This window comes from Litoribaculum gwangyangense (genome assembly GCF_039543505.1).
In the GTDB taxonomy this organism is placed as follows: Bacteria; Bacteroidota; Bacteroidia; order Flavobacteriales; family Flavobacteriaceae; genus Litoribaculum; species Litoribaculum gwangyangense.
The window spans coordinates 382,512-399,583 of sequence record NZ_BAABJW010000001.1 but is presented as its reverse complement, the minus strand read 5'-3'; the positions used below and the strand labels follow the sequence as shown (position 1 = coordinate 399,583).

The following is a 17,072-nucleotide window of genomic DNA, read 5'->3' as shown; positions in this document are numbered from 1 at the left end:
GCCTAATTCATTAAATTTACGGCTTAAATTTTCAACACATGTTACAAGTTGCTTTTATTAGAGAAAACAAAGAATTAGTTATTAAACGTTTAGAAAAACGAAACCTTGATGCTACCAAAATGATTGAGGATGTTATTGCTTTTGATGAAGACAGAAGACGCATTCAAACGGAATTGGATAATACGTTAGCCGAATCAAATGCACTATCTAAAGAAATTGGCAACTTGTTTAAATCTGGTGAAGTACAAAAAGCAAATCTTTTAAAAGAGAAAACAGGCGAGTTAAAAGAAACTTCAAAAGAACTTACAGATGCCTTAAACAACAAAATAGAAGCTTTAAACGAACTCTTGTATAAAATCCCTAATATTCCAAGTGATTTGGTTAAAAGAGGAAATTCAGAATTAGATAATGAAGAGGTTTTTAGAGCTGGTGAGGTTCCCAAATTACACCAAAATGCATTACCGCATTGGGAATTGGCAAAGAAGTACGATATCATCGATTTTGAATTGGGGAATAAAATTACGGGTGCTGGATTTCCTGTTTATAAAGGAAAAGGAGCCAAATTACAACGCGCCCTAATCACTTATTTTTTAGATAAAAATACGGCTGCTGGATACACTGAATACCAATTACCACATTTGGTTAACGAAGCATCTGGTTTTGGCACTGGTCAATTACCCGACAAAGAGGGGCAAATGTACCATGTAACTGAAGATAATTTATACCTCATACCAACTGCCGAAGTGCCAGGAACCAATATTTTTAGGGATGTTGTTTTAAACGAAAACGAATTACCCATTGGCATTACAGGTTATACGCCCTGTTTTCGTCGGGAGGCGGGAAGTTATGGTGCCCATGTAAGAGGATTGAACAGGTTGCATCAATTTGATAAAGTTGAAATTATTAGAGTGGAGCACCCAACGAAATCTTATGATGCTTTGGATGGTATGGTAGAGCACGTAAAAGGAATTTTAAAAGAATTAAAATTACCTTACAGGATTTTGCGTTTATGTGGAGGTGATACCTCATTTGCCTCTGCTTTGACATATGATTTTGAAGTGTTTTCAACCGCACAAGATCGATGGTTAGAAATTTCTTCGGTGTCTAATTTTGAAACTTTTCAAGCGAACCGGTTAAAACTTCGATTTAAAAATAGCGAAGGGAAAAATGAACTAGCCCATACACTAAACGGAAGTTCTTTAGCATTACCCAGAGTACTTGCTGGGATTTTAGAAAATTACCAAACAGAAAAAGGCATTGAAATCCCTGAAGTTTTGCAACCATATACAGGTTTTAAGACCATTGATTAACCAGATGTAAAATCTTACAATTATTTAGATTATAATTCAAATAAATCGATTAAGTGTAAAATATACCTGTTGTTTAACGATTTTTATGCTGTTTTTTTTGTTTTTTAAAATTTATTTATCAAGTTAGCAGGACCAAAAATACTTAACCTACTAACTACATGAAAAACATTAAACGCATCGTGCTTTTAATTGCTCTAATTTTTTTCGCTAGTAAAGTGTTGTTTTCAGATTTTGAGATTTTTAAATCTGAAGATAAAACTACTGCTGTTGTGAGTAAATAAGAAATTTGAACAGATCAATTTTTTTTGAAGCCATTTAAAATCTTTAAAAATAGTCATTTCTGATAATTCAGGAATATAAGACTGTCCCCAATCGAGTATTTAATTAATGTTAGTTAATAGCAAATTATTTTTGGTTGGTTAGTGCCCGAATTTATATTCGGGCATTTTTTATAATAATATTTACAATATCTAAAAAGCACATTTGCTATCTTTACAAGATGAGATTTCTTCTAATAACACTTTTATTTACAAGCATTTTTGCCTTTTCTCAAAACGATGCCATTGCTAAAGATTATTTTAATAATGGCGAATATGAAAAGGCACTTATTGAATATAAGAAACTATATTCAAAATCGCCCTCAAACATTAATTATATTAATCAAATAATAAGCACGCATCAAGAATTAGAACAATACAACGAGGCTGAAACATTTATATTACAATTGTTAGAACGCATAAATTATCCTGCTTTTACAGTAGAGTTAGGATATAATTACCAATTAAAAAACGATTTTGAAAATGCAGAGATTAATTATAAAAAAGCACTATTAAGTATAGATGAACGTGTAAGTAATGTGTTTGCTGTAGCCAGAGGGTTTCAAAATCACTCACTTTTAAACGAAGCCATAACCGCTTATGAAAAAGCCATGGTTTTAAATCCGGATTACAATTTTAATTTACAATTGGCACAAATTTATGGGGAGCAAGGTAATGTTGAAAAAATGTTTTATAGCTACATTAATTTTGCAGAAGCCAATCCATTGGCAGTTAGAGACGTAAAACGTGCGGTTACCGATTTTATTAGTGAGGATAGTGGAAATGAAAACAATGTTATATTCAGGAAAATTCTTCTCAAAAAAATACAAGAGCAACCCAATTTATTGTGGAACGAGCTGTTAAGTTGGCTATTCATTCAACAAAAAGATTTTAATAAAGCATTTACTCAAGAGAAGGCTATTTTTAATAGAAATCCACAAAGTTTAACTAGAATAGAAGAATTGGGTATTATGGCGTTAAATGACAATGAAAATGTTATTGCCAAAGAAATTTTTACTTACTTAACCGGAATAGCCCAAGATGCCGATACTAAATTGGAGGCTTACAGTAATTTACTTCAATTAGAAATTAAAGAAGCCTCAAAAGATGATTATGAAGCCATCAGAAATAAATATTTAGATCTGATCAATTCGTTTGGGAAACAACCCCAGACATTAAGTTTACAAATTGATTATGCCCATTTTTTGGCATTTTACATGAATGAAACAAATGAAGCTACGTTATTTTTAGAAAATACATTAAACCTTCCAATAACCGAATTAGAAAAAGCCAAAGTAAAATTAGAATTAGGAGATATTTTAGTCTTACAGGAAAAATTCAATCAAGCATTAATCTACTACACTCAAATTCAGCGTAACCTAAAAAATAGTACCATTTCACAAGAAGCACGGTTTAAAGTAGCTAAAGCCAGTTATTATAAGGGAGATTTTAAATGGGCAGAATCGCAGCTTAAAATTTTAAAATCATCAACATCGCAACTTATAGCCAATGATGCACTAGATTTAAAACTGCTTATTTCGGACAATAAATATGAAGATTCTCTTCAAACAGCACTAAAATTGTACGCAAAGGCAGATTTGTTAGCTTTTCAAAATAAAAATGATCGAGCTATTGATTTGCTTGATAAAATTTTAAACGATCATAAAACAGAACCTATTGTTGCGCAAACACTTTTCAAACAAGCACAATTATTTGAATTAACCTCCCAATATGAAAAAGCAAAAGCTAATTATGAGGTTATAATCGAAAACTATAGAGAAGGCATTTTAATTGATGATGCCTATTTTAACTTAGCTGAAATTTACGAAAAACGTTTAAACATGCCTGAAAAGGCCAAAGAATTATATGAGCAGATTATTTTTAATCATGCCGACAGCATTTATTTTGTGGAAGCCAGAAAACGCTTCCGAGCTTTACGTGGCGATGCGATTAATTAAGTTATAAATATTGAAACCAATGTACATATACAATGTTACAGTAAATATTGATGAAAGTATCCACAAGGAGTGGTTAATATGGATAAAAGAACACATCCCGCAAGTATTGTCTACAGGTAAATTTGAAAAGGCCACGTTAACCAAAGTGTTGGTTGAAGAAGACATGGGTGGTGTAACTTACTCCATTCAATATCGTTCCTATTCGCGGGAAGCATTAGATAGGTATTACAAAGAAGATGCCGAAAAATTGCGAAAAGACGCCTTAAGATTTGGCGATAAAGTACTGGCCTTTAGAACCGAGCTTCAAATTATTGATGAATATACCGTAGAGTTTAAATAGTGTTGTTATTCATGTGCAAGCAATTGCATTTATATTGTACTTTTGTTTTCATAACATTCTCGAATTCGTGACAAACAACCCAAACCAACACCAAGTAAAAGCAAAAAAACATTTAGGACAACATTTTTTAAATGATGAATCTGTTGCCCAAAAAATAGCCGATTCATTAACTTTGCAAGGCTACAAAAATATTTTGGAGATTGGTCCAGGCATGGGAGTTTTAACAAAGTATTTACTTAAAAAAGAGGTCACGACTTACGTTATTGAAATTGATAGCGAATCTGTTGAATATCTTAAAGCCAACTATTTAAATCTGGCCCCCAGAATTATTGAAAAAGATTTTTTGAAGTACGATTTAAATGCCTTTTTCAAACAAGAGAATTTTGCCATCATTGGTAATTTCCCATACAATATTTCTAGTCAAATTGTATTTAAGGCATTAGAAATGCGCAATCAAATCCCTGAGTTTTCAGGGATGTTTCAAAAGGAAGTTGCCTTACGTATTTGCTCAAATAAAGGCAGTAAAGTTTATGGTATTTTATCGGTTTTAGTGCAAGCGTTTTATAAAGCAGAATATTTATTTACCGTACCGCCAAATGTATTTAATCCACCACCAAAAGTAGATTCGGGAGTTTTAAGGCTCATAAGAAAAACAGATTACTCATTGCCTTGTGATGAAAAACTATTCTTCAAAACGGTAAAAACCGCTTTTCAACAACGCCGAAAAACCATCAGGAACAGTTTAAAAACCTTCAATTTATCAGATAATTTAAAAGCAAATAGTATATTTGACAAACGTCCAGAGCAATTAAGTGTTCAAGAGTTTATTGAGCTTACTCAATGGATAGAAAATGAGATATAACCCTTTTAAGCTTTGAATTTGTTAGAAGAAAAAGAAAACATACAATTCCAACTTACAGATGAACTTATCGAGCAGGTTGAGTTACTTATTGAGGAAAAAAACGATAAGGAACTCCACAAACTACTCGACGATTTTCATTATGCCGACATAGCTGAAATTCTAGATGAACTCAACCTAGAAGAGGCAATGTATGTTATCAAGCTTTTGGATTCTGAAACAACTTCAGACATTCTCATGGAGATGGATGAAGACAACAGGGAAAAAGTTTTAAAAAACCTTTCTGCCAAAGAAATTGCTGAAGAAATTGAGGAGTTAGACACCGATGATGCGGCGGATATTATTTCAGAATTACCCGAGGATCGTCAACAGGACGTTATCGCCCAAATTGAAGACGAAGACCATAAAGCTGAAATTAGAGAACTTTTAGCCTATGATGAAGACACTGCTGGTGGTTTGATGGCAAAAGAACTCGTTAAAGTTTATGAAACTTGGACGGTAGCAGGGTGTATGCGCAGAATTAGAGGGCAGGCAAAAGATGTTACTAGGGTACATTCCATTTATGTGGTAGACAAACAAGAACGATTGATAGGAAGACTATCATTAAAAGATTTGATAACAGCCAAAAGCGACCAAAAAATTGCTGAAATTAAAAACTCAAATGTAGATTCAGTAAATGTGAAAGATGACGCAGAAGATGTTATAAAGGTGATGCAGAAATATGATTTGGAAGCTGTTCCCGTAGTTGATGATAATCAAAAACTATTGGGTCGAATAACCATTGACGATATTGTTGATGTGATGAAAGAAGAGGCTGATAAAGATTATCAATTAGCTGCTGGTATTACAGGAGATGTTGATTCAGACGACAGTATTTATCAGCTTACAAAAGCACGCTTGCCATGGTTATTTTTAGGTTTAGTTGGTGGCGTGGGAGCATTTCTCATCATGGAAGGATTTCAAAGTGCTTTTTCAAAATATGCAGTGTTATTCTTTTTTACACCGCTTATTGCGGCCATGGCGGGTAATGTAGGTGTACAATCCAGCGCTATTATCGTGCAGGGTTTAGCAAATGATGATGTAAAGGGAAGTATTAATAGTCGATTAATTAAAGAAATGTTACTCGCCGCATTGAACGGTTCAATTTTAGCCCTTTTTCTTTTTGTATTCGTTTGGGTGACACAAGGCGATGTAAATACTGCATTAGCCATATCTACATCATTAGTAGTAGTTATTATAGTAGCAGGTTTAATAGGTACTTTTGTTCCACTTTTTTTAAACAAGCAAGGTATAGATCCAGCCATCGCTACAGGGCCATTCATAACAACGAGCAACGATATTTTTGGAATTCTTATCTATTTCTGGATAGCTAAATTAATTTTGGGTATTTGATACTTTGGCGTTACCCTATGGGTCGCGCTTTCCATTGCAATCTTTTGTTCGTGACTCACAAAAGGATTTTCACTACAATCCCTAACGCAAAACTTCGTAATTTTGTAGCTTAAATTACACTAATGAAAATCCTCCACCTCGATACTAATCACAAACTCTTAATCCATCAATTAAATAGTTTAGGCTTTGTAAATGATGAAGATTACACCTCTTCAAAAGAAGAAATTGAAACCAAAATTCAAGATTATGATGGCATTATTTTAAGAAGTCGTTTTACCATAGACAAGACATTTCTAGATGCTGCTAAAAACTTAAAATTTATAGGTCGCGTTGGCGCAGGTTTAGAAAATATTGATTGCGATTATGCCCATTTAAAAGGCATCGAGCTTATAGCTGCGCCAGAAGGCAATCGTAATGCCGTAGGAGAACATACATTAGGTATGTTATTATCTTTATTTAATAAACTCAATAAAGCTGATGCTGAGGTTAGACAAGGCAAATGGTTGAGAGAAGAGAATAGAGGTATAGAATTAGATGGTAAAACAGTAGGTTTAATTGGTTATGGAAACATGGGTAAAGCCTTTGCAAAAAAGCTTAAAGGTTTTGATGTCGAAGTTTTGTGTTATGACATCAAAGCAAACGCAGGTGATGAAAATGCCAAACAAGTTTCATTGGACGAATTTCAAAAAAAAGTTGATATATTGAGTTTACACACACCACAAACACCTTTAACTTTAAAGATGGTAAATTCAGATTTTATAAATAATTTTCAAAAACCTTTCTGGTTTTTTAATACGGCAAGGGGTAAGAGCGTGGTTACTGAAGACCTAGTTATAGCGTTAAAATCAGGTAAGATTTTAGGAGCTGGTTTGGATGTTTTAGAATACGAAAAGGCCTCATTTGAGAACCTTTTTAAAAAAGATGTCACATCGAGCGCAGTCGAGATACCAGAAGCTTTTCAATATCTTATAAAGGCACAAAATGTATTGTTAACGCCTCATGTAGCAGGTTGGACAGTAGAAAGTAAAGAAAAATTAGCCCAAACCATTGTAGATAAAATAAAGGCAAAATTTTGTTAATTTTATTGCATGAGACAAACAGTCGTAGTTTTTTCACTGCTTATTTTAGCACTTTTATTATTATTTCAGTTTAGTAAGTATTCATTAATTAGTGGCGATTTACAAGTGGAATATATAATGGCATTTGTAGCTCTTGTTTTTCTAGGTATTGGGATATTTATAAATAAAAAAACCCAAAAACAACAATCTGCTTCATCCAAAACTTTAGATTTTAAAAGAATTGAAGAATTAGGTCTTAGTAAACGAGAATATGAGGTATTAAAAGAAGTCGCTTCAGGTTTGTCTAATCAAGAAATTGCCAAAAAATTATTTGTTTCAGAAAGTACTATTAAAACACATGTTTCTAATTTGTTGGTTAAATTAAATGCGAAACGACGTACACAGGCCATTCAAATTTCAAAAGACCTAAATATCATTTAATTTATTAGCTTTACAACTTAAGTGCTAGCAATTTAGTACTTTAGTATGAGTCCTCTTTTACTTAATCAATCTACTTTTGTTTTATTAATCAATATTTTATTTAAATGAAAAATACGGTAATTAAATTTGGACTTTATGCATTAATAAGTGGTTTTGTATTATTTGGTTTACCTTTCTTTTTAGGAATGGGTGTAGGTTTTGAATATGGAGAGCTTATAGGGTACACTGCCATGATACTCTCCTTATTGTTTGTTTATTTTGGAGTAAAACACTATCGAGACTCCGTAAATAATGGAAAATTAACATTAGCTAAAGCTATCGGATTAGGAATGTGCATTACCTTGTTTTCTGCTCTAGGTGTTGCTGTTTTTGATTACATTTATACTTCTCAAATCAATCCAGATTTTGCCAATGAGTATTTAGAATATTCTATTAATAAAATGCAAGACACGTTGTCTGCTGAAGAGTTGAAAGTTAAAACGGAAGAATTAGCAAAGCAAATGCAAGATTATGGAAGTCCTGGATTTATGGCTTTCATGATGTTTTCAACTGTTATCATACTTGGGTTCATGGTTTCTTTAATTTCAGGTTTAATTCTTCAACGCAAATAATCTTATTATGCAATCTAACGCAACATCACCACAGCAATATTTGGATGAATTACCATCAGAAAGAAAAGCGCCCATTCAAAAGCTGAGACAGCAAATTTTAGAAAACCTTCCCATGGGGGTTGAAGAAACAATGTCTTATGGTATGTTAGGTTATGTGATACCGCATACGGTATATCCAGAAGGGTATCATTGCAACCCAAAAGACCCTTTGCCTTTTATGAATCTGGCTTCACAAAAAAACTTCATTGCCGTTTATAGTATGGTGCTTTATTCAAAAAAGGAATTGTTAGATTGGTTTACTTCCGAATATGGCAAACGCTGTAAATACAAATTGGATATGGGTAAAAGTTGTATTCGCTTTAAAAGAATGGACGATATTCCTTTTGATCTTATTGGAGAGTTAACCAAAAAAGTATCTTGTGATGAATGGATTAGTATTTATGAAACTACCATAAAAAAGAGTAATCAATAAAAACTTATAATATGAAATTAGGAGCCTTTTCAGCTAGTTTAAGTGTTAAAGACATTAAAGCTTCAAAGCAATTTTATGAAACCTTAGGGTTTAAAGTGTTTGCAGGGGAGTTAGAAAAAAATTATCTAATCATGAAAAACGGTAACGCCCTTATTGGATTGTTTCAAGGGATGTTCGAGCAAAATATTTTAACCTTTAACCCAGGTTGGGACGAAAGCGCAAACAAAGTAGAGTCTTTTGATGATGTTAGAAGTATTCAAAAACATTTAAAAAGCAATAATATAAAGTTGGAGACAGAAGCAGACGATAGCACTTCTGGACCTGCCAGCATCGTATTATATGACCCTGATGGAAATACCATTCTTATCGATCAACACGTATAAATTAAACATCAAAAATGGAAAAAAGAGTAACAGGGATAGGCGGGTTGTTTTTTAAAACCAGAAATCCCAAAGCTACCAGAGAGTGGTATAAAAAACATTTAGGATTTAGTACGGATGATTATGGCTTTACTTTCTGGTGGAAAGATCAATTGGGGAAGGATTGTACAACCCAATGGAGTCCATTTCCTGAAGACACAAAATATTATGAGCCTTCAAAAAAGGATTTTATGTTTAATTATCGAGTTGAAAATTTAAAAAAATTACTTGAGGTTTTAAAAGAAGAAGGTGTAACAGTTGTAGGAGATATTCAGGAATACGAGTATGGAAAATTCGGTTGGATTCTTGATAACGATGGAAATAAAATTGAACTTTGGGAACCAGTTGATAGTGCGTTTTTGTAAATTGCTTGCTTCAAAAAACGACTATTGACTTATATAGAGATAATTCAATCATACCAATTAACTGCATTACAATGGGTAGCCATAGGTCTTGCAGTTTTTTTATTAGGTTTATCTAAGTCTGGAATAAAAGGAATCGGGATTATTATTGTTGTAATTTTAGCCTTTGTTTTTGGTGAAAAAGCATCAACCGGTATATTACTACCCATGTTGATTTTTGCAGATATTTTTGCGGTGGTTTATTACAACAAACATGCCCAATGGCATATTATTAAGAAACTTATTCCATGGATGATTGTTGGTGTTTTAGTGGGTGTTTGGATTGGTAATGATGTTTCTGAAATTTTGTTTAAAAGACTCATGGCAGTTATTATAATTGCCTCAGTAATCATCATGTTTTTTACAGAAATTCGAAATTCTACCAAAGTACCAACCAACAAGTGGTTTGCTTATATCACAGGGTTTTTGGCAGGTTTTACAACCATGATAGGTAATTTGGCCGGTCCTATTTCAAACATATATTTTTTAGCTATGCGTTTCCCAAAAAACGAATTCATAGGAACAGCGGCTTGGTTATTTTTTATCATTAATGTATTTAAATTGCCATTTCACTTCTTCGTTTGGAAAACCGTTTCATTAGAAACTTTAGCTTTGAATACTATTTTAATTCCCATGGTTCTTGCAGGTTTTTTTGTTGGAGTTACCATTGTGAAACGTATTTCTAATTTAAATTACAGGCGTTTTATTTTAATTGTAACTGCTATAGGAGGCATTGTTTTATTTTTCAGATAATTTATTTGTAACGTTCTTTTAATTTGAAAGACACATCCTTAGTAATGAAGTTTATTTTTATTACTTTTAAAAAACAAATCAAAACTAAAAATTATGTCTGACGAAAAAAATTTAAGCGACGACCTAAATGAGATGTTAGGCGATGCAAAAGAAGGCACTAAGAAAGCTGCTGATAAAGCTGAAAAACTAGCTGGTGAAGCTAAGGAAAAGGCTAAAGAATACGCAAAGGAAGCTAAAGAGACAGCTTCAGAGTTTTCCAAAAGTGCTAAAGAAACATTTGCCTCAAGTGATAATAAAAAAATATTAGCAGGTGTTTTAGCTATTTTACTTGGTGTTTTTGGAATCCACAAGTTTATTCTTGGATACAATAAAGAAGGAATTATAATATTAGTAATTACTTTGATTTTAGGTGTTTTAACCTGTGGAATAGCTGGTTGGGTAATGAGTATTTTAGGTCTTATAGAAGGAATTATTTACTTAACTAAATCTGATGAGGAATTTTACAACACTTATCAAGTTGGTAAAAAACCATGGTTTTAAAAATTGCTTAATAATTTCCTTTAAAGAATTATTATGAAAAGCCAAAAAACGATATTTTGGCTTTTTTATTTAAAATTAACATCGTAATATTGCAATATATAAATATAAAAAATGGGTGTTACTAAAACAGAGATATTCACCGGGCAACAAAACGACTTAGCTCAGTTTTTTAAGGTATTGGGGCATCCCGCTAGAGTGGCTATCCTGCAATATATAAGTAATCAAAATGCTTGTATATGCAGCGATTTAGTTGAAGAAATTGGGCTCGCGCAAGCTACTATTTCACAACATCTAAAGGAACTCAAAAGTATAGGGTTGCTTAAAGGTGAGATTGAAGGTAAAAGCATGTGCTATTGTATTAATATAGAAAGATGGTCACAAATACAGCATCAATTAAACACATTTTTCAATAAAACAAAATCCAATTGCTGTTAGCCGATTATTGGCATGTGGCAACTCATTTAAAACAAAAGACTATGAAAACACAAGAATTCTTTAAAATACTTGAGGCAAATAAAGACAAATCTTTATGGTTCGAATATGCACCAACTAGATTTGTTGGAGCCAATTACCATATTACTGAAGTAAAGCACATCACGGTTGATTCTGTAGATTGCGGCATACAAAATCATGCTTGGAAAGAAACCATTATTCAACTTTGGGAAAGCCCAAGTGAATTCGATAAAAAAGATTATATGAGTGTTTATAAAGCCTTAAGCATTTTAAAAAAAGTAGGTAAAATGAAAGCTTATGTTTTAGATGCTGAGATCAAGTTTGAATATAGCAATGCAAATTTTCACACAGCACAACTTTTTGTTAACGATTTTGAAATACAAAACAACAATTTAATATTTAAATTAGCTGTTGAAAAAACAGATTGTAAAGCCAAAGTAGCTTGTGGCGTAAAGGAAGTTTTAGAGCCAGTTTTAGAAAGTGATGAACCTTGTTGTTCACCAAATGGAAATTGTTGTTAATTTAATTCGTCATTGCGAAGAGGTAAGACGAAGCAATCTGTTCATCAACAATTTATTTTAATTAAAAGACTCTTACTAGGGTAATAAAAAATATATGAAAAATATTTTAGTATTATGTACAGGAAATTCCTGTAGAAGCCAAATGGCACATGGGTATTTAAACCATTTTTTAGATAATCGAAAAGTAAAAGTATATAGCGCAGGCATTGAAACTCACGGATTGAACCCTGGTGCTTTGGCCATCATGAAAGAAGATGGATTAGATATTTCCCATCATACTTCAAACAACGTGGACGGGTATAAGGATCTAGATTTTGATTACATCATTACCGTGTGCGATCATGCCAACGAAAATTGCCCGTACATACCTAGTAAAAATGCAATAAGATTACATCATAATTTCTTCGACCCATCAAAAGTGGTGGGAAGTAAAAAAGAAAAACACGCCGCATTTTTAAAAGCCAGAGAGGAAATTAAAAACTATTTTAAAAAGTTTGTTGAGCAATACGAGCTGATTTAACCTCCATTTTTTTCCATAAACTTGCGTTCCAATTCGGCTTGAAATTCCTCCATTACAGGACGCACGGTACTTTCTGGCAAATCGGCAATTTTAATATACATCAATCCATCTACAGAGTTGTTGAAAAGTGGGTCGACATTAAATGCTACTAATCTGGCATTTTGTTTAATATACTTTTTCAATAAAACCGGTAAGCGTAATGCTCCGGGTTCTATTTCATCAATAAACTTATCGAACTTATTTAAATCGGCCTCGGCTTCATCAAAAACAAAATCCTTATCGGCATCTTTCAGTTTCACTTTAAATTCTTTCTTAGGGCGCACATATTGTGCAATGTATGGGTCGTAATAATGCGATTTCATAAATTCCACCATCAATGATTTTGAGAAGTTTGAAAACTGATTACTTATACTAACACCTCCAATTAAATATTTATGTTCTGGGTAGCGAAGCGTAATGTGTACAATACCTTTCCAAAGTAAAAACAGAGGCATGGGTTTTTGTTGGTATTCTTTAATAATAAATGCACGCCCCATTTCAATGGATTGACTCATCATTTTATAGAGCTCGGGTTCAAATCGGAATAAATCTTGTAGATAAAACCCATCTATTCCGTAGCGCTCAAAAATTTTAGAACCCAAGCCCATCCGATAGGCACCAGCTAATAAATTATTTTCATTATCCCACAAAAACATATGGTGGTAATAATTGTCAAAATTATCGAGATCGATGGCTTCATTAGTTCCTTCACCAACTTCTCTAAAAGTAATTTCACGAAGACGACCAATTTCACGTAAAATGTTGGGAATTTTATTTGCTTGAGCTAAAAATACTTCATAATTCTTACTTTCTAAAAGCCTTGAATTATCATTTCTGAGCGCTTCCACTTCTTTTACCATTAGCTCCGTTTCAACTGGAGTAACAATGCGTTTTGGTGTTTTTGGTGCTTTAAGTGTAGATTGAATGTTGTCTAGTATTTTTGGTTTGTCTTCAAAAGCATTAGATAGCATGTAGGTTTTTCGTCTTAAAAATTCTGAGAATTCCTCAAGTGTGGTGTATTCTTTTTGGTCTTCAACAGAGATTGGTCTTCCAATTCTAACTTTTATAACCCGTCTTTTCTGGGTTAATAATTCTGATGGTAATTTAGCAGTTCTAAAAGTGTCGTTAATTTTTGAAAGCTTATAAAAAAGTTTACTATTTTTTGCATGAAAATAGATGGGAACTACTGGCACTTCGGCTTTTTTTACTAGTTTCATAGCGGCTTCTTCCCAAGGTCTGTCAACCACTAATTTACCATCACGATAGGTAGAAACTTCACCTGCTGGGAAAATACCTAGCGGGTGTCCTTCTCGTAAATGGAGAATAGAATTTTTAAAACCAGAAATACTCGATTTAACATCTTTCCTATCCTCGAAAGGGTTTACAGGCATGATGTAAGGCACTAAAGGCTCAATTCTGTGCAATAAAAAATTGGCGATTATTTTAAAATCCTTTCGTTGTTCCAGCATTAACTTTAATAGTAAAATACCATCAATACCACCAAGTGGATGGTTGGAAATGGTTATGTAAGCTCCATCTTTTGGTAAGCGTTTTAAATCTTCTTCAGGGATTTCAAATTTTATTTGAAAATCATCTAGAATGGCGTTTAGAAAAGGTAATTCTTCTAGGTGTTTATTGCGGTTGTATATTTTATTGAGCTTAGAAATCTTAAGTAATTTCATTAAAAGCCAACCAATAAAGGTGCCAATGAAGCCATATTTGTCTAATTGAATGGCTTTGGCGACTTCTTTTGCGGTTACTAAACCTGTATTTGGTTGTTTAGTCATGGTTGTAAATGTACTAAATTGTTTTATTTAGTTACTACTTGAACGGTTTCTTGGGTTAATTGTTTTAATAATACGGTTTTACCAGCTTCAATTTGATTAATGGCGGATTCATTATAATGTCGAATCGTATATAGCGAGACATTTTCGTTGTAAGATACTTTAAATTTTGCCTTTAGATGATGTAATAACTTCTCTAAGTTATTGTAAATATTATCGACACACACAGAAAAACTGATGGCAGAATTTTGAATGACATCAACCTTCATTTTATAATGGTGCAAAAGATTAAAAATCTCGCTAATGTTTTCTTCAACGATATATGAAAAATCCAGAGATGATAATGAAATCAATACTTGATTTTTCTTTACTATAAAGCATGGTGTCATAGGTTCTAAGGCTACATTTTTGCCTATTCTTGTTCCGGATGCTTCTGGGTTTAAAAACGATTTCACATACAACGGAATTTCTTTCCCCTGTATAGGTTGTAAGGTTTTTGGATGAATTACTGAAGCACCATAAAACGCCAACTCAATAGCCTCCGTATATGATATTTTGTTTAAAAGTTTGGCGTTTTCAAAATATCTGGGGTCTGCATTTAAAACTCCAGGTACATCTTTCCAAATAGTTACACTGTTGGCGTTTAAGCAATAGGCGAAAATGGCAGCAGTATAATCGCTTCCCTCTCTACCTAGTGTTGTTGTAAAATTATTGGTATCGCTACCTATAAATCCTTGTGTTATGTTTAAAGTTGATGTATTAAAGTTTTTTGTTATTAAACTTTGGGTGTCTTCCCAATTGATATTGGCACGTCTAAAATAACTATCGGTTTTAATAAAATGTCTAACATCTAACCAATTATTTTTTAATCCAATAGTATTTAAATACTCGCTGATTATGGTGGTAGAAACCAGTTCGCCAAAACCGATGGTTTGGTCGTAAACAAAATTATAATCAGGAGATTTATTGGTGTTTAAAAAGCTATTTAACTCATTGAAAAGGGCAGCTACTTTTTTAAATACAAGGTGGTTTTCATTGTCAAACAATTCCAAAAGAATTTCATTATGATATTTCTTTACATCTTGCAGAGAACTTTGCAATTCCGTTTTGTTTTCAAAATAATTTTTAATAACCACTTCTAGAGCATTGGTCGTTTTCCCCATAGCAGACACTACGATAAGCGTGTTTTCATAACCCACTTTTTTTATTACAGAAACTAAGTTTTTTACGCCATTGGCGTCTTTAACCGAAGCACCACCAAACTTAAATACTTGCATACTATAAATTTGCTATATAATTATTAATACCAGTTTCGTCTAACCAAACCACATCCCAATCACGTAAAACTTTTGCTCCTTTTTTTTCATAAAAGGTGATGGCAGGTTCATTCCAATCTATGACTTCCCAATTAATACGTCTTACTCCCAAATTCTTGGCATATTTTACTACTTCATCTAAAAGCGCTGTACCCAAACCAGAACCCCGCATATCTTGACTTACTATCAAGTCTTCTAAATGTATTATTTTTCCTTTCCAAGTTGAATATCTGTGGAATGTTAATGCGATACCTTCAATTTTTGAGTTTACCTCTGCAACAAAACAATGAAAAGCAGGGTGTTCTCCAAATCCATCATTTTTCAAATCTTCTACAGTAACTTCAACAGCATCTGGTTCTTTCTCAAATTTTGCAAGCTCCTTGATTAATTTAAGAACTTGTGGCATATCAGATTCTTTCGATTTTCTAATTGTAAATTTCATATTTCTTAAAAATTAAACCAAATATAGTTTAAAGTTGAATAATTACTTAATCTAGGTCTAAAACGTTGTAGTTTGTTAAAAAATAATGTTAATTTGTATAAACAAATCTACAGGTTAATGACTCACAAAAAACAAACTTTAGGAGAATTTATTATTGAAAACCAGGCGTCTTTTAAGTATTCATCAGGAGAGTTGTCAAGCTTAATAAATTCCATTCGTTTGGCTGCCAAAGTAGTAAATCACGAGGTTAATAAAGCTGGTTTAGTTGATATAATAGGTGCAGCTGGAGACACAAATATTCAAGGTGAGGATCAACAAAAGTTAGATGTTTATGCTAACAATAAGTTTATTCAAACCCTGACTAATAGAAATATAGTTTGTGGCATAGCCAGTGAGGAAGAAGATGATTTTATATCAATAAATAGTCAAGATGAAAACCATCAGAACAAATATATTGTTTTAATTGACCCATTGGATGGCTCGTCAAATATCGATGTTAATGTATCGGTGGGTACTATTTTTTCAATATATAGACGTGTTACCCCTGTTGGAACACCAGTAACCCTTGAAGATTTTTTACAAAAGGGTAATAAACAAGTTGCTGCGGGTTATGTGGTTTATGGTACATCAACCATGTTAGTTTATACCACTGGAGATGGCGTTAATGGTTTCACTTTAAACCCTGCCATTGGATCGTTTTATTTATCGCATCCTAATATGCAGTTTCCAGTAGATGGAAGTATTTACTCGGTTAATGAAGGTAATTACTTTGATTTTCCTCAAGGGATTAAAAATTATATTAAATATTGTCAAAAAGAAGAAGAGGATAGACCTTACACATCTAGATATATTGGTTCTTTGGTTTCTGATTTTCATAGGAACATGATTAAAGGAGGTATCTATATGTATCCACAGGGGTCTAAAAATCCAAAGGGTAAATTGAGATTGTTGTATGAGTGTAATCCTATGGCCTTTTTAGCAGAACAAGCCAATGGAAAAGCCAGTGATGGTTTTACAAGAATTATGGATATTGAACCTACCGAGCTCCATCAACGTGTGCCATTTATTTGTGGAAGTAAAAATATGGTTGAAAAATGTGAGGAATTTATGCGAAATTCTTAATAAA

21 protein-coding genes are annotated in these 17,072 nt (G+C 32.8%); 18 read left to right on the top strand and 3 right to left on the bottom strand.

Annotated features, from left to right (window positions below; genetic code table 11):
- Window positions 1–38 precede the first annotated feature (38 nt).
- The 17 genes from serS to ABD963_RS01615 all read left to right on the top strand — a co-directional run bounded on the left by serS (window position 39) and on the right by ABD963_RS01615 (window position 12,365).
- Window positions 39–1,310 carry a serine--tRNA ligase gene (gene serS / locus ABD963_RS01695; RefSeq protein ID WP_345275206.1) on the top strand — a complete coding sequence of 424 codons (1,272 nt, stop codon included), beginning with the start codon at window positions 39–41 and terminating at the stop codon, window positions 1,308–1,310.
- A gap of 158 nt (window positions 1,311–1,468) precedes the next feature.
- A complete protein-coding gene (locus ABD963_RS01690; protein WP_345275205.1) occupies window positions 1,469–1,591 on the top strand; it encodes a hypothetical protein in 123 nt (40 codons plus the stop codon).
- A gap of 218 nt (window positions 1,592–1,809) precedes the next feature.
- Window positions 1,810–3,585 (top strand): tetratricopeptide repeat protein, encoded by a 1,776-nt coding sequence (locus ABD963_RS01685; RefSeq protein WP_345275204.1) that lies wholly within the window; start codon window positions 1,810–1,812, stop codon window positions 3,583–3,585.
- A 19-nt stretch (window positions 3,586–3,604) separates the two neighbouring features.
- Window positions 3,605–3,925 carry a DUF4286 family protein gene (locus tag ABD963_RS01680; RefSeq protein WP_345275203.1) on the top strand — a complete coding sequence of 107 codons (321 nt, stop codon included), beginning with the start codon at window positions 3,605–3,607 and terminating at the stop codon, window positions 3,923–3,925.
- Between the two features lie 67 nt (window positions 3,926–3,992).
- Window positions 3,993–4,787 (top strand): 16S rRNA (adenine(1518)-N(6)/adenine(1519)-N(6))-dimethyltransferase RsmA, encoded by a 795-nt coding sequence (gene rsmA / locus ABD963_RS01675; RefSeq protein ID WP_345275202.1) that lies wholly within the window; start codon window positions 3,993–3,995, stop codon window positions 4,785–4,787.
- 18 nt (window positions 4,788–4,805) lie between these two features.
- Window positions 4,806–6,176, top strand: a complete 1,371-nt coding sequence (gene mgtE, locus ABD963_RS01670) for a magnesium transporter (RefSeq protein WP_345275932.1) — start codon at window positions 4,806–4,808, stop codon at window positions 6,174–6,176.
- 122 nt (window positions 6,177–6,298) lie between these two features.
- Window positions 6,299–7,255, top strand: coding sequence for a 2-hydroxyacid dehydrogenase (locus ABD963_RS01665; protein WP_345275201.1), 957 nt, complete (start codon window positions 6,299–6,301; stop codon window positions 7,253–7,255).
- 9 nt (window positions 7,256–7,264) lie between these two features.
- Entirely contained in the window at window positions 7,265–7,675 is a 411-nt protein-coding gene (locus ABD963_RS01660) for a LuxR C-terminal-related transcriptional regulator (RefSeq protein ID WP_345275200.1), read from the top strand.
- Window positions 7,676–7,779: 104 nt separating this feature from the next.
- Window positions 7,780–8,286, top strand: a complete 507-nt coding sequence (locus tag ABD963_RS01655) for a DUF4199 domain-containing protein (RefSeq protein ID WP_345275199.1) — start codon at window positions 7,780–7,782, stop codon at window positions 8,284–8,286.
- 7 nt (window positions 8,287–8,293) lie between these two features.
- Complete coding sequence (locus tag ABD963_RS01650) at window positions 8,294–8,758, top strand: DUF1801 domain-containing protein (RefSeq protein WP_345275198.1); 465 nt, start codon at window positions 8,294–8,296, stop codon at window positions 8,756–8,758.
- Between the two features lie 11 nt (window positions 8,759–8,769).
- Window positions 8,770–9,141, top strand: coding sequence for a VOC family protein (locus ABD963_RS01645; RefSeq protein ID WP_345275197.1), 372 nt, complete (start codon window positions 8,770–8,772; stop codon window positions 9,139–9,141).
- A gap of 14 nt (window positions 9,142–9,155) precedes the next feature.
- A complete protein-coding gene (locus tag ABD963_RS01640; RefSeq protein ID WP_345275196.1) occupies window positions 9,156–9,542 on the top strand; it encodes a VOC family protein in 387 nt (128 codons plus the stop codon).
- Window positions 9,543–9,566: 24 nt separating this feature from the next.
- The gene (locus ABD963_RS01635; protein ID WP_345275195.1) at window positions 9,567–10,331 is read left to right on the top strand and encodes a sulfite exporter TauE/SafE family protein; all 765 of its coding nucleotides are present in this window, start codon (window positions 9,567–9,569) and stop codon (window positions 10,329–10,331) included.
- A gap of 93 nt (window positions 10,332–10,424) precedes the next feature.
- Window positions 10,425–10,871 (top strand): TM2 domain-containing protein, encoded by a 447-nt coding sequence (locus tag ABD963_RS01630; RefSeq protein WP_345275194.1) that lies wholly within the window; start codon window positions 10,425–10,427, stop codon window positions 10,869–10,871.
- A gap of 111 nt (window positions 10,872–10,982) precedes the next feature.
- Window positions 10,983–11,306, top strand: a complete 324-nt coding sequence (locus tag ABD963_RS01625; RefSeq protein WP_345275193.1) for an ArsR/SmtB family transcription factor — start codon at window positions 10,983–10,985, stop codon at window positions 11,304–11,306.
- A gap of 41 nt (window positions 11,307–11,347) precedes the next feature.
- Window positions 11,348–11,845, top strand: a complete 498-nt coding sequence (locus ABD963_RS01620) for a DUF6428 family protein (protein WP_345275192.1) — start codon at window positions 11,348–11,350, stop codon at window positions 11,843–11,845.
- Window positions 11,846–11,939: 94 nt separating this feature from the next.
- On the top strand, window positions 11,940–12,365 hold the full coding sequence (locus ABD963_RS01615; protein ID WP_345275191.1) for an arsenate reductase ArsC: 426 nt from the start codon (window positions 11,940–11,942) through the stop codon (window positions 12,363–12,365).
- On the opposite strand, the gene ABD963_RS01610 is transcribed toward ABD963_RS01615, so the two are convergent.
- The 3 genes from ABD963_RS01610 to ABD963_RS01600 are packed head-to-tail and all read right to left on the bottom strand — an operon-like array spanning window position 12,362 to window position 15,946.
- Window positions 12,362–14,191 (bottom strand): GNAT family N-acyltransferase, encoded by a 1,830-nt coding sequence (locus tag ABD963_RS01610; protein WP_345275190.1) that lies wholly within the window; start codon window positions 14,189–14,191, stop codon window positions 12,362–12,364. The genes ABD963_RS01615 and ABD963_RS01610 overlap by 4 nt on opposite strands.
- A 23-nt stretch (window positions 14,192–14,214) precedes the next feature.
- Window positions 14,215–15,465 carry an aspartate kinase gene (locus ABD963_RS01605; RefSeq protein WP_345275189.1) on the bottom strand — a complete coding sequence of 417 codons (1,251 nt, stop codon included), beginning with the start codon at window positions 15,463–15,465 and terminating at the stop codon, window positions 14,215–14,217.
- Between the two features lies 1 nt (window position 15,466).
- A complete protein-coding gene (locus ABD963_RS01600) occupies window positions 15,467–15,946 on the bottom strand; it encodes a GNAT family N-acetyltransferase (protein ID WP_345275188.1) in 480 nt (159 codons plus the stop codon).
- 117 nt (window positions 15,947–16,063) lie between these two features.
- On the opposite strand from ABD963_RS01600, the gene fbp reads away from it, so the two are divergent.
- The gene (fbp, locus tag ABD963_RS01595; RefSeq protein WP_345275187.1) at window positions 16,064–17,068 is read left to right on the top strand and encodes a class 1 fructose-bisphosphatase; all 1,005 of its coding nucleotides are present in this window, start codon (window positions 16,064–16,066) and stop codon (window positions 17,066–17,068) included.
- Window positions 17,069–17,072: the final 4 nt, after the last annotated feature.

Bases quoted from the DNA above. Each gene is read 5' to 3' on its own strand.
- serS (WP_345275206.1), top strand. From the start codon at position 39: ATGTTACAAGTTGCTTTTATTAGAGAAAACAAAGAATTAGTTATTAAA.
- ABD963_RS01690 (WP_345275205.1), top strand. From the start codon at position 1,469: ATGAAAAACATTAAACGCATCGTGCTTTTAATTGCTCTAATTTTTTTC.
- ABD963_RS01685 (WP_345275204.1), top strand. From the start codon at position 1,810: ATGAGATTTCTTCTAATAACACTTTTATTTACAAGCATTTTTGCCTTT.
- ABD963_RS01680 (WP_345275203.1), top strand. From the start codon at position 3,605: ATGTACATATACAATGTTACAGTAAATATTGATGAAAGTATCCACAAG.
- ABD963_RS01665 (WP_345275201.1), top strand. From the start codon at position 6,299: ATGAAAATCCTCCACCTCGATACTAATCACAAACTCTTAATCCATCAA.
- ABD963_RS01660 (WP_345275200.1), top strand. From the start codon at position 7,265: ATGAGACAAACAGTCGTAGTTTTTTCACTGCTTATTTTAGCACTTTTA.
- ABD963_RS01655 (WP_345275199.1), top strand. From the start codon at position 7,780: ATGAAAAATACGGTAATTAAATTTGGACTTTATGCATTAATAAGTGGT.
- ABD963_RS01650 (WP_345275198.1), top strand. From the start codon at position 8,294: ATGCAATCTAACGCAACATCACCACAGCAATATTTGGATGAATTACCA.
- ABD963_RS01645 (WP_345275197.1), top strand. From the start codon at position 8,770: ATGAAATTAGGAGCCTTTTCAGCTAGTTTAAGTGTTAAAGACATTAAA.
- ABD963_RS01640 (WP_345275196.1), top strand. From the start codon at position 9,156: ATGGAAAAAAGAGTAACAGGGATAGGCGGGTTGTTTTTTAAAACCAGA.
- ABD963_RS01630 (WP_345275194.1), top strand. From the start codon at position 10,425: ATGTCTGACGAAAAAAATTTAAGCGACGACCTAAATGAGATGTTAGGC.
- ABD963_RS01625 (WP_345275193.1), top strand. From the start codon at position 10,983: ATGGGTGTTACTAAAACAGAGATATTCACCGGGCAACAAAACGACTTA.
- ABD963_RS01620 (WP_345275192.1), top strand. From the start codon at position 11,348: ATGAAAACACAAGAATTCTTTAAAATACTTGAGGCAAATAAAGACAAA.
- ABD963_RS01615 (WP_345275191.1), top strand. From the start codon at position 11,940: ATGAAAAATATTTTAGTATTATGTACAGGAAATTCCTGTAGAAGCCAA.
- ABD963_RS01610 (WP_345275190.1), bottom strand. From the start codon at position 14,191: ATGACTAAACAACCAAATACAGGTTTAGTAACCGCAAAAGAAGTCGCC.
- ABD963_RS01605 (WP_345275189.1), bottom strand. From the start codon at position 15,465: ATGCAAGTATTTAAGTTTGGTGGTGCTTCGGTTAAAGACGCCAATGGC.
- ABD963_RS01600 (WP_345275188.1), bottom strand. From the start codon at position 15,946: ATGAAATTTACAATTAGAAAATCGAAAGAATCTGATATGCCACAAGTT.
- fbp (WP_345275187.1), top strand. From the start codon at position 16,064: ATGACTCACAAAAAACAAACTTTAGGAGAATTTATTATTGAAAACCAG.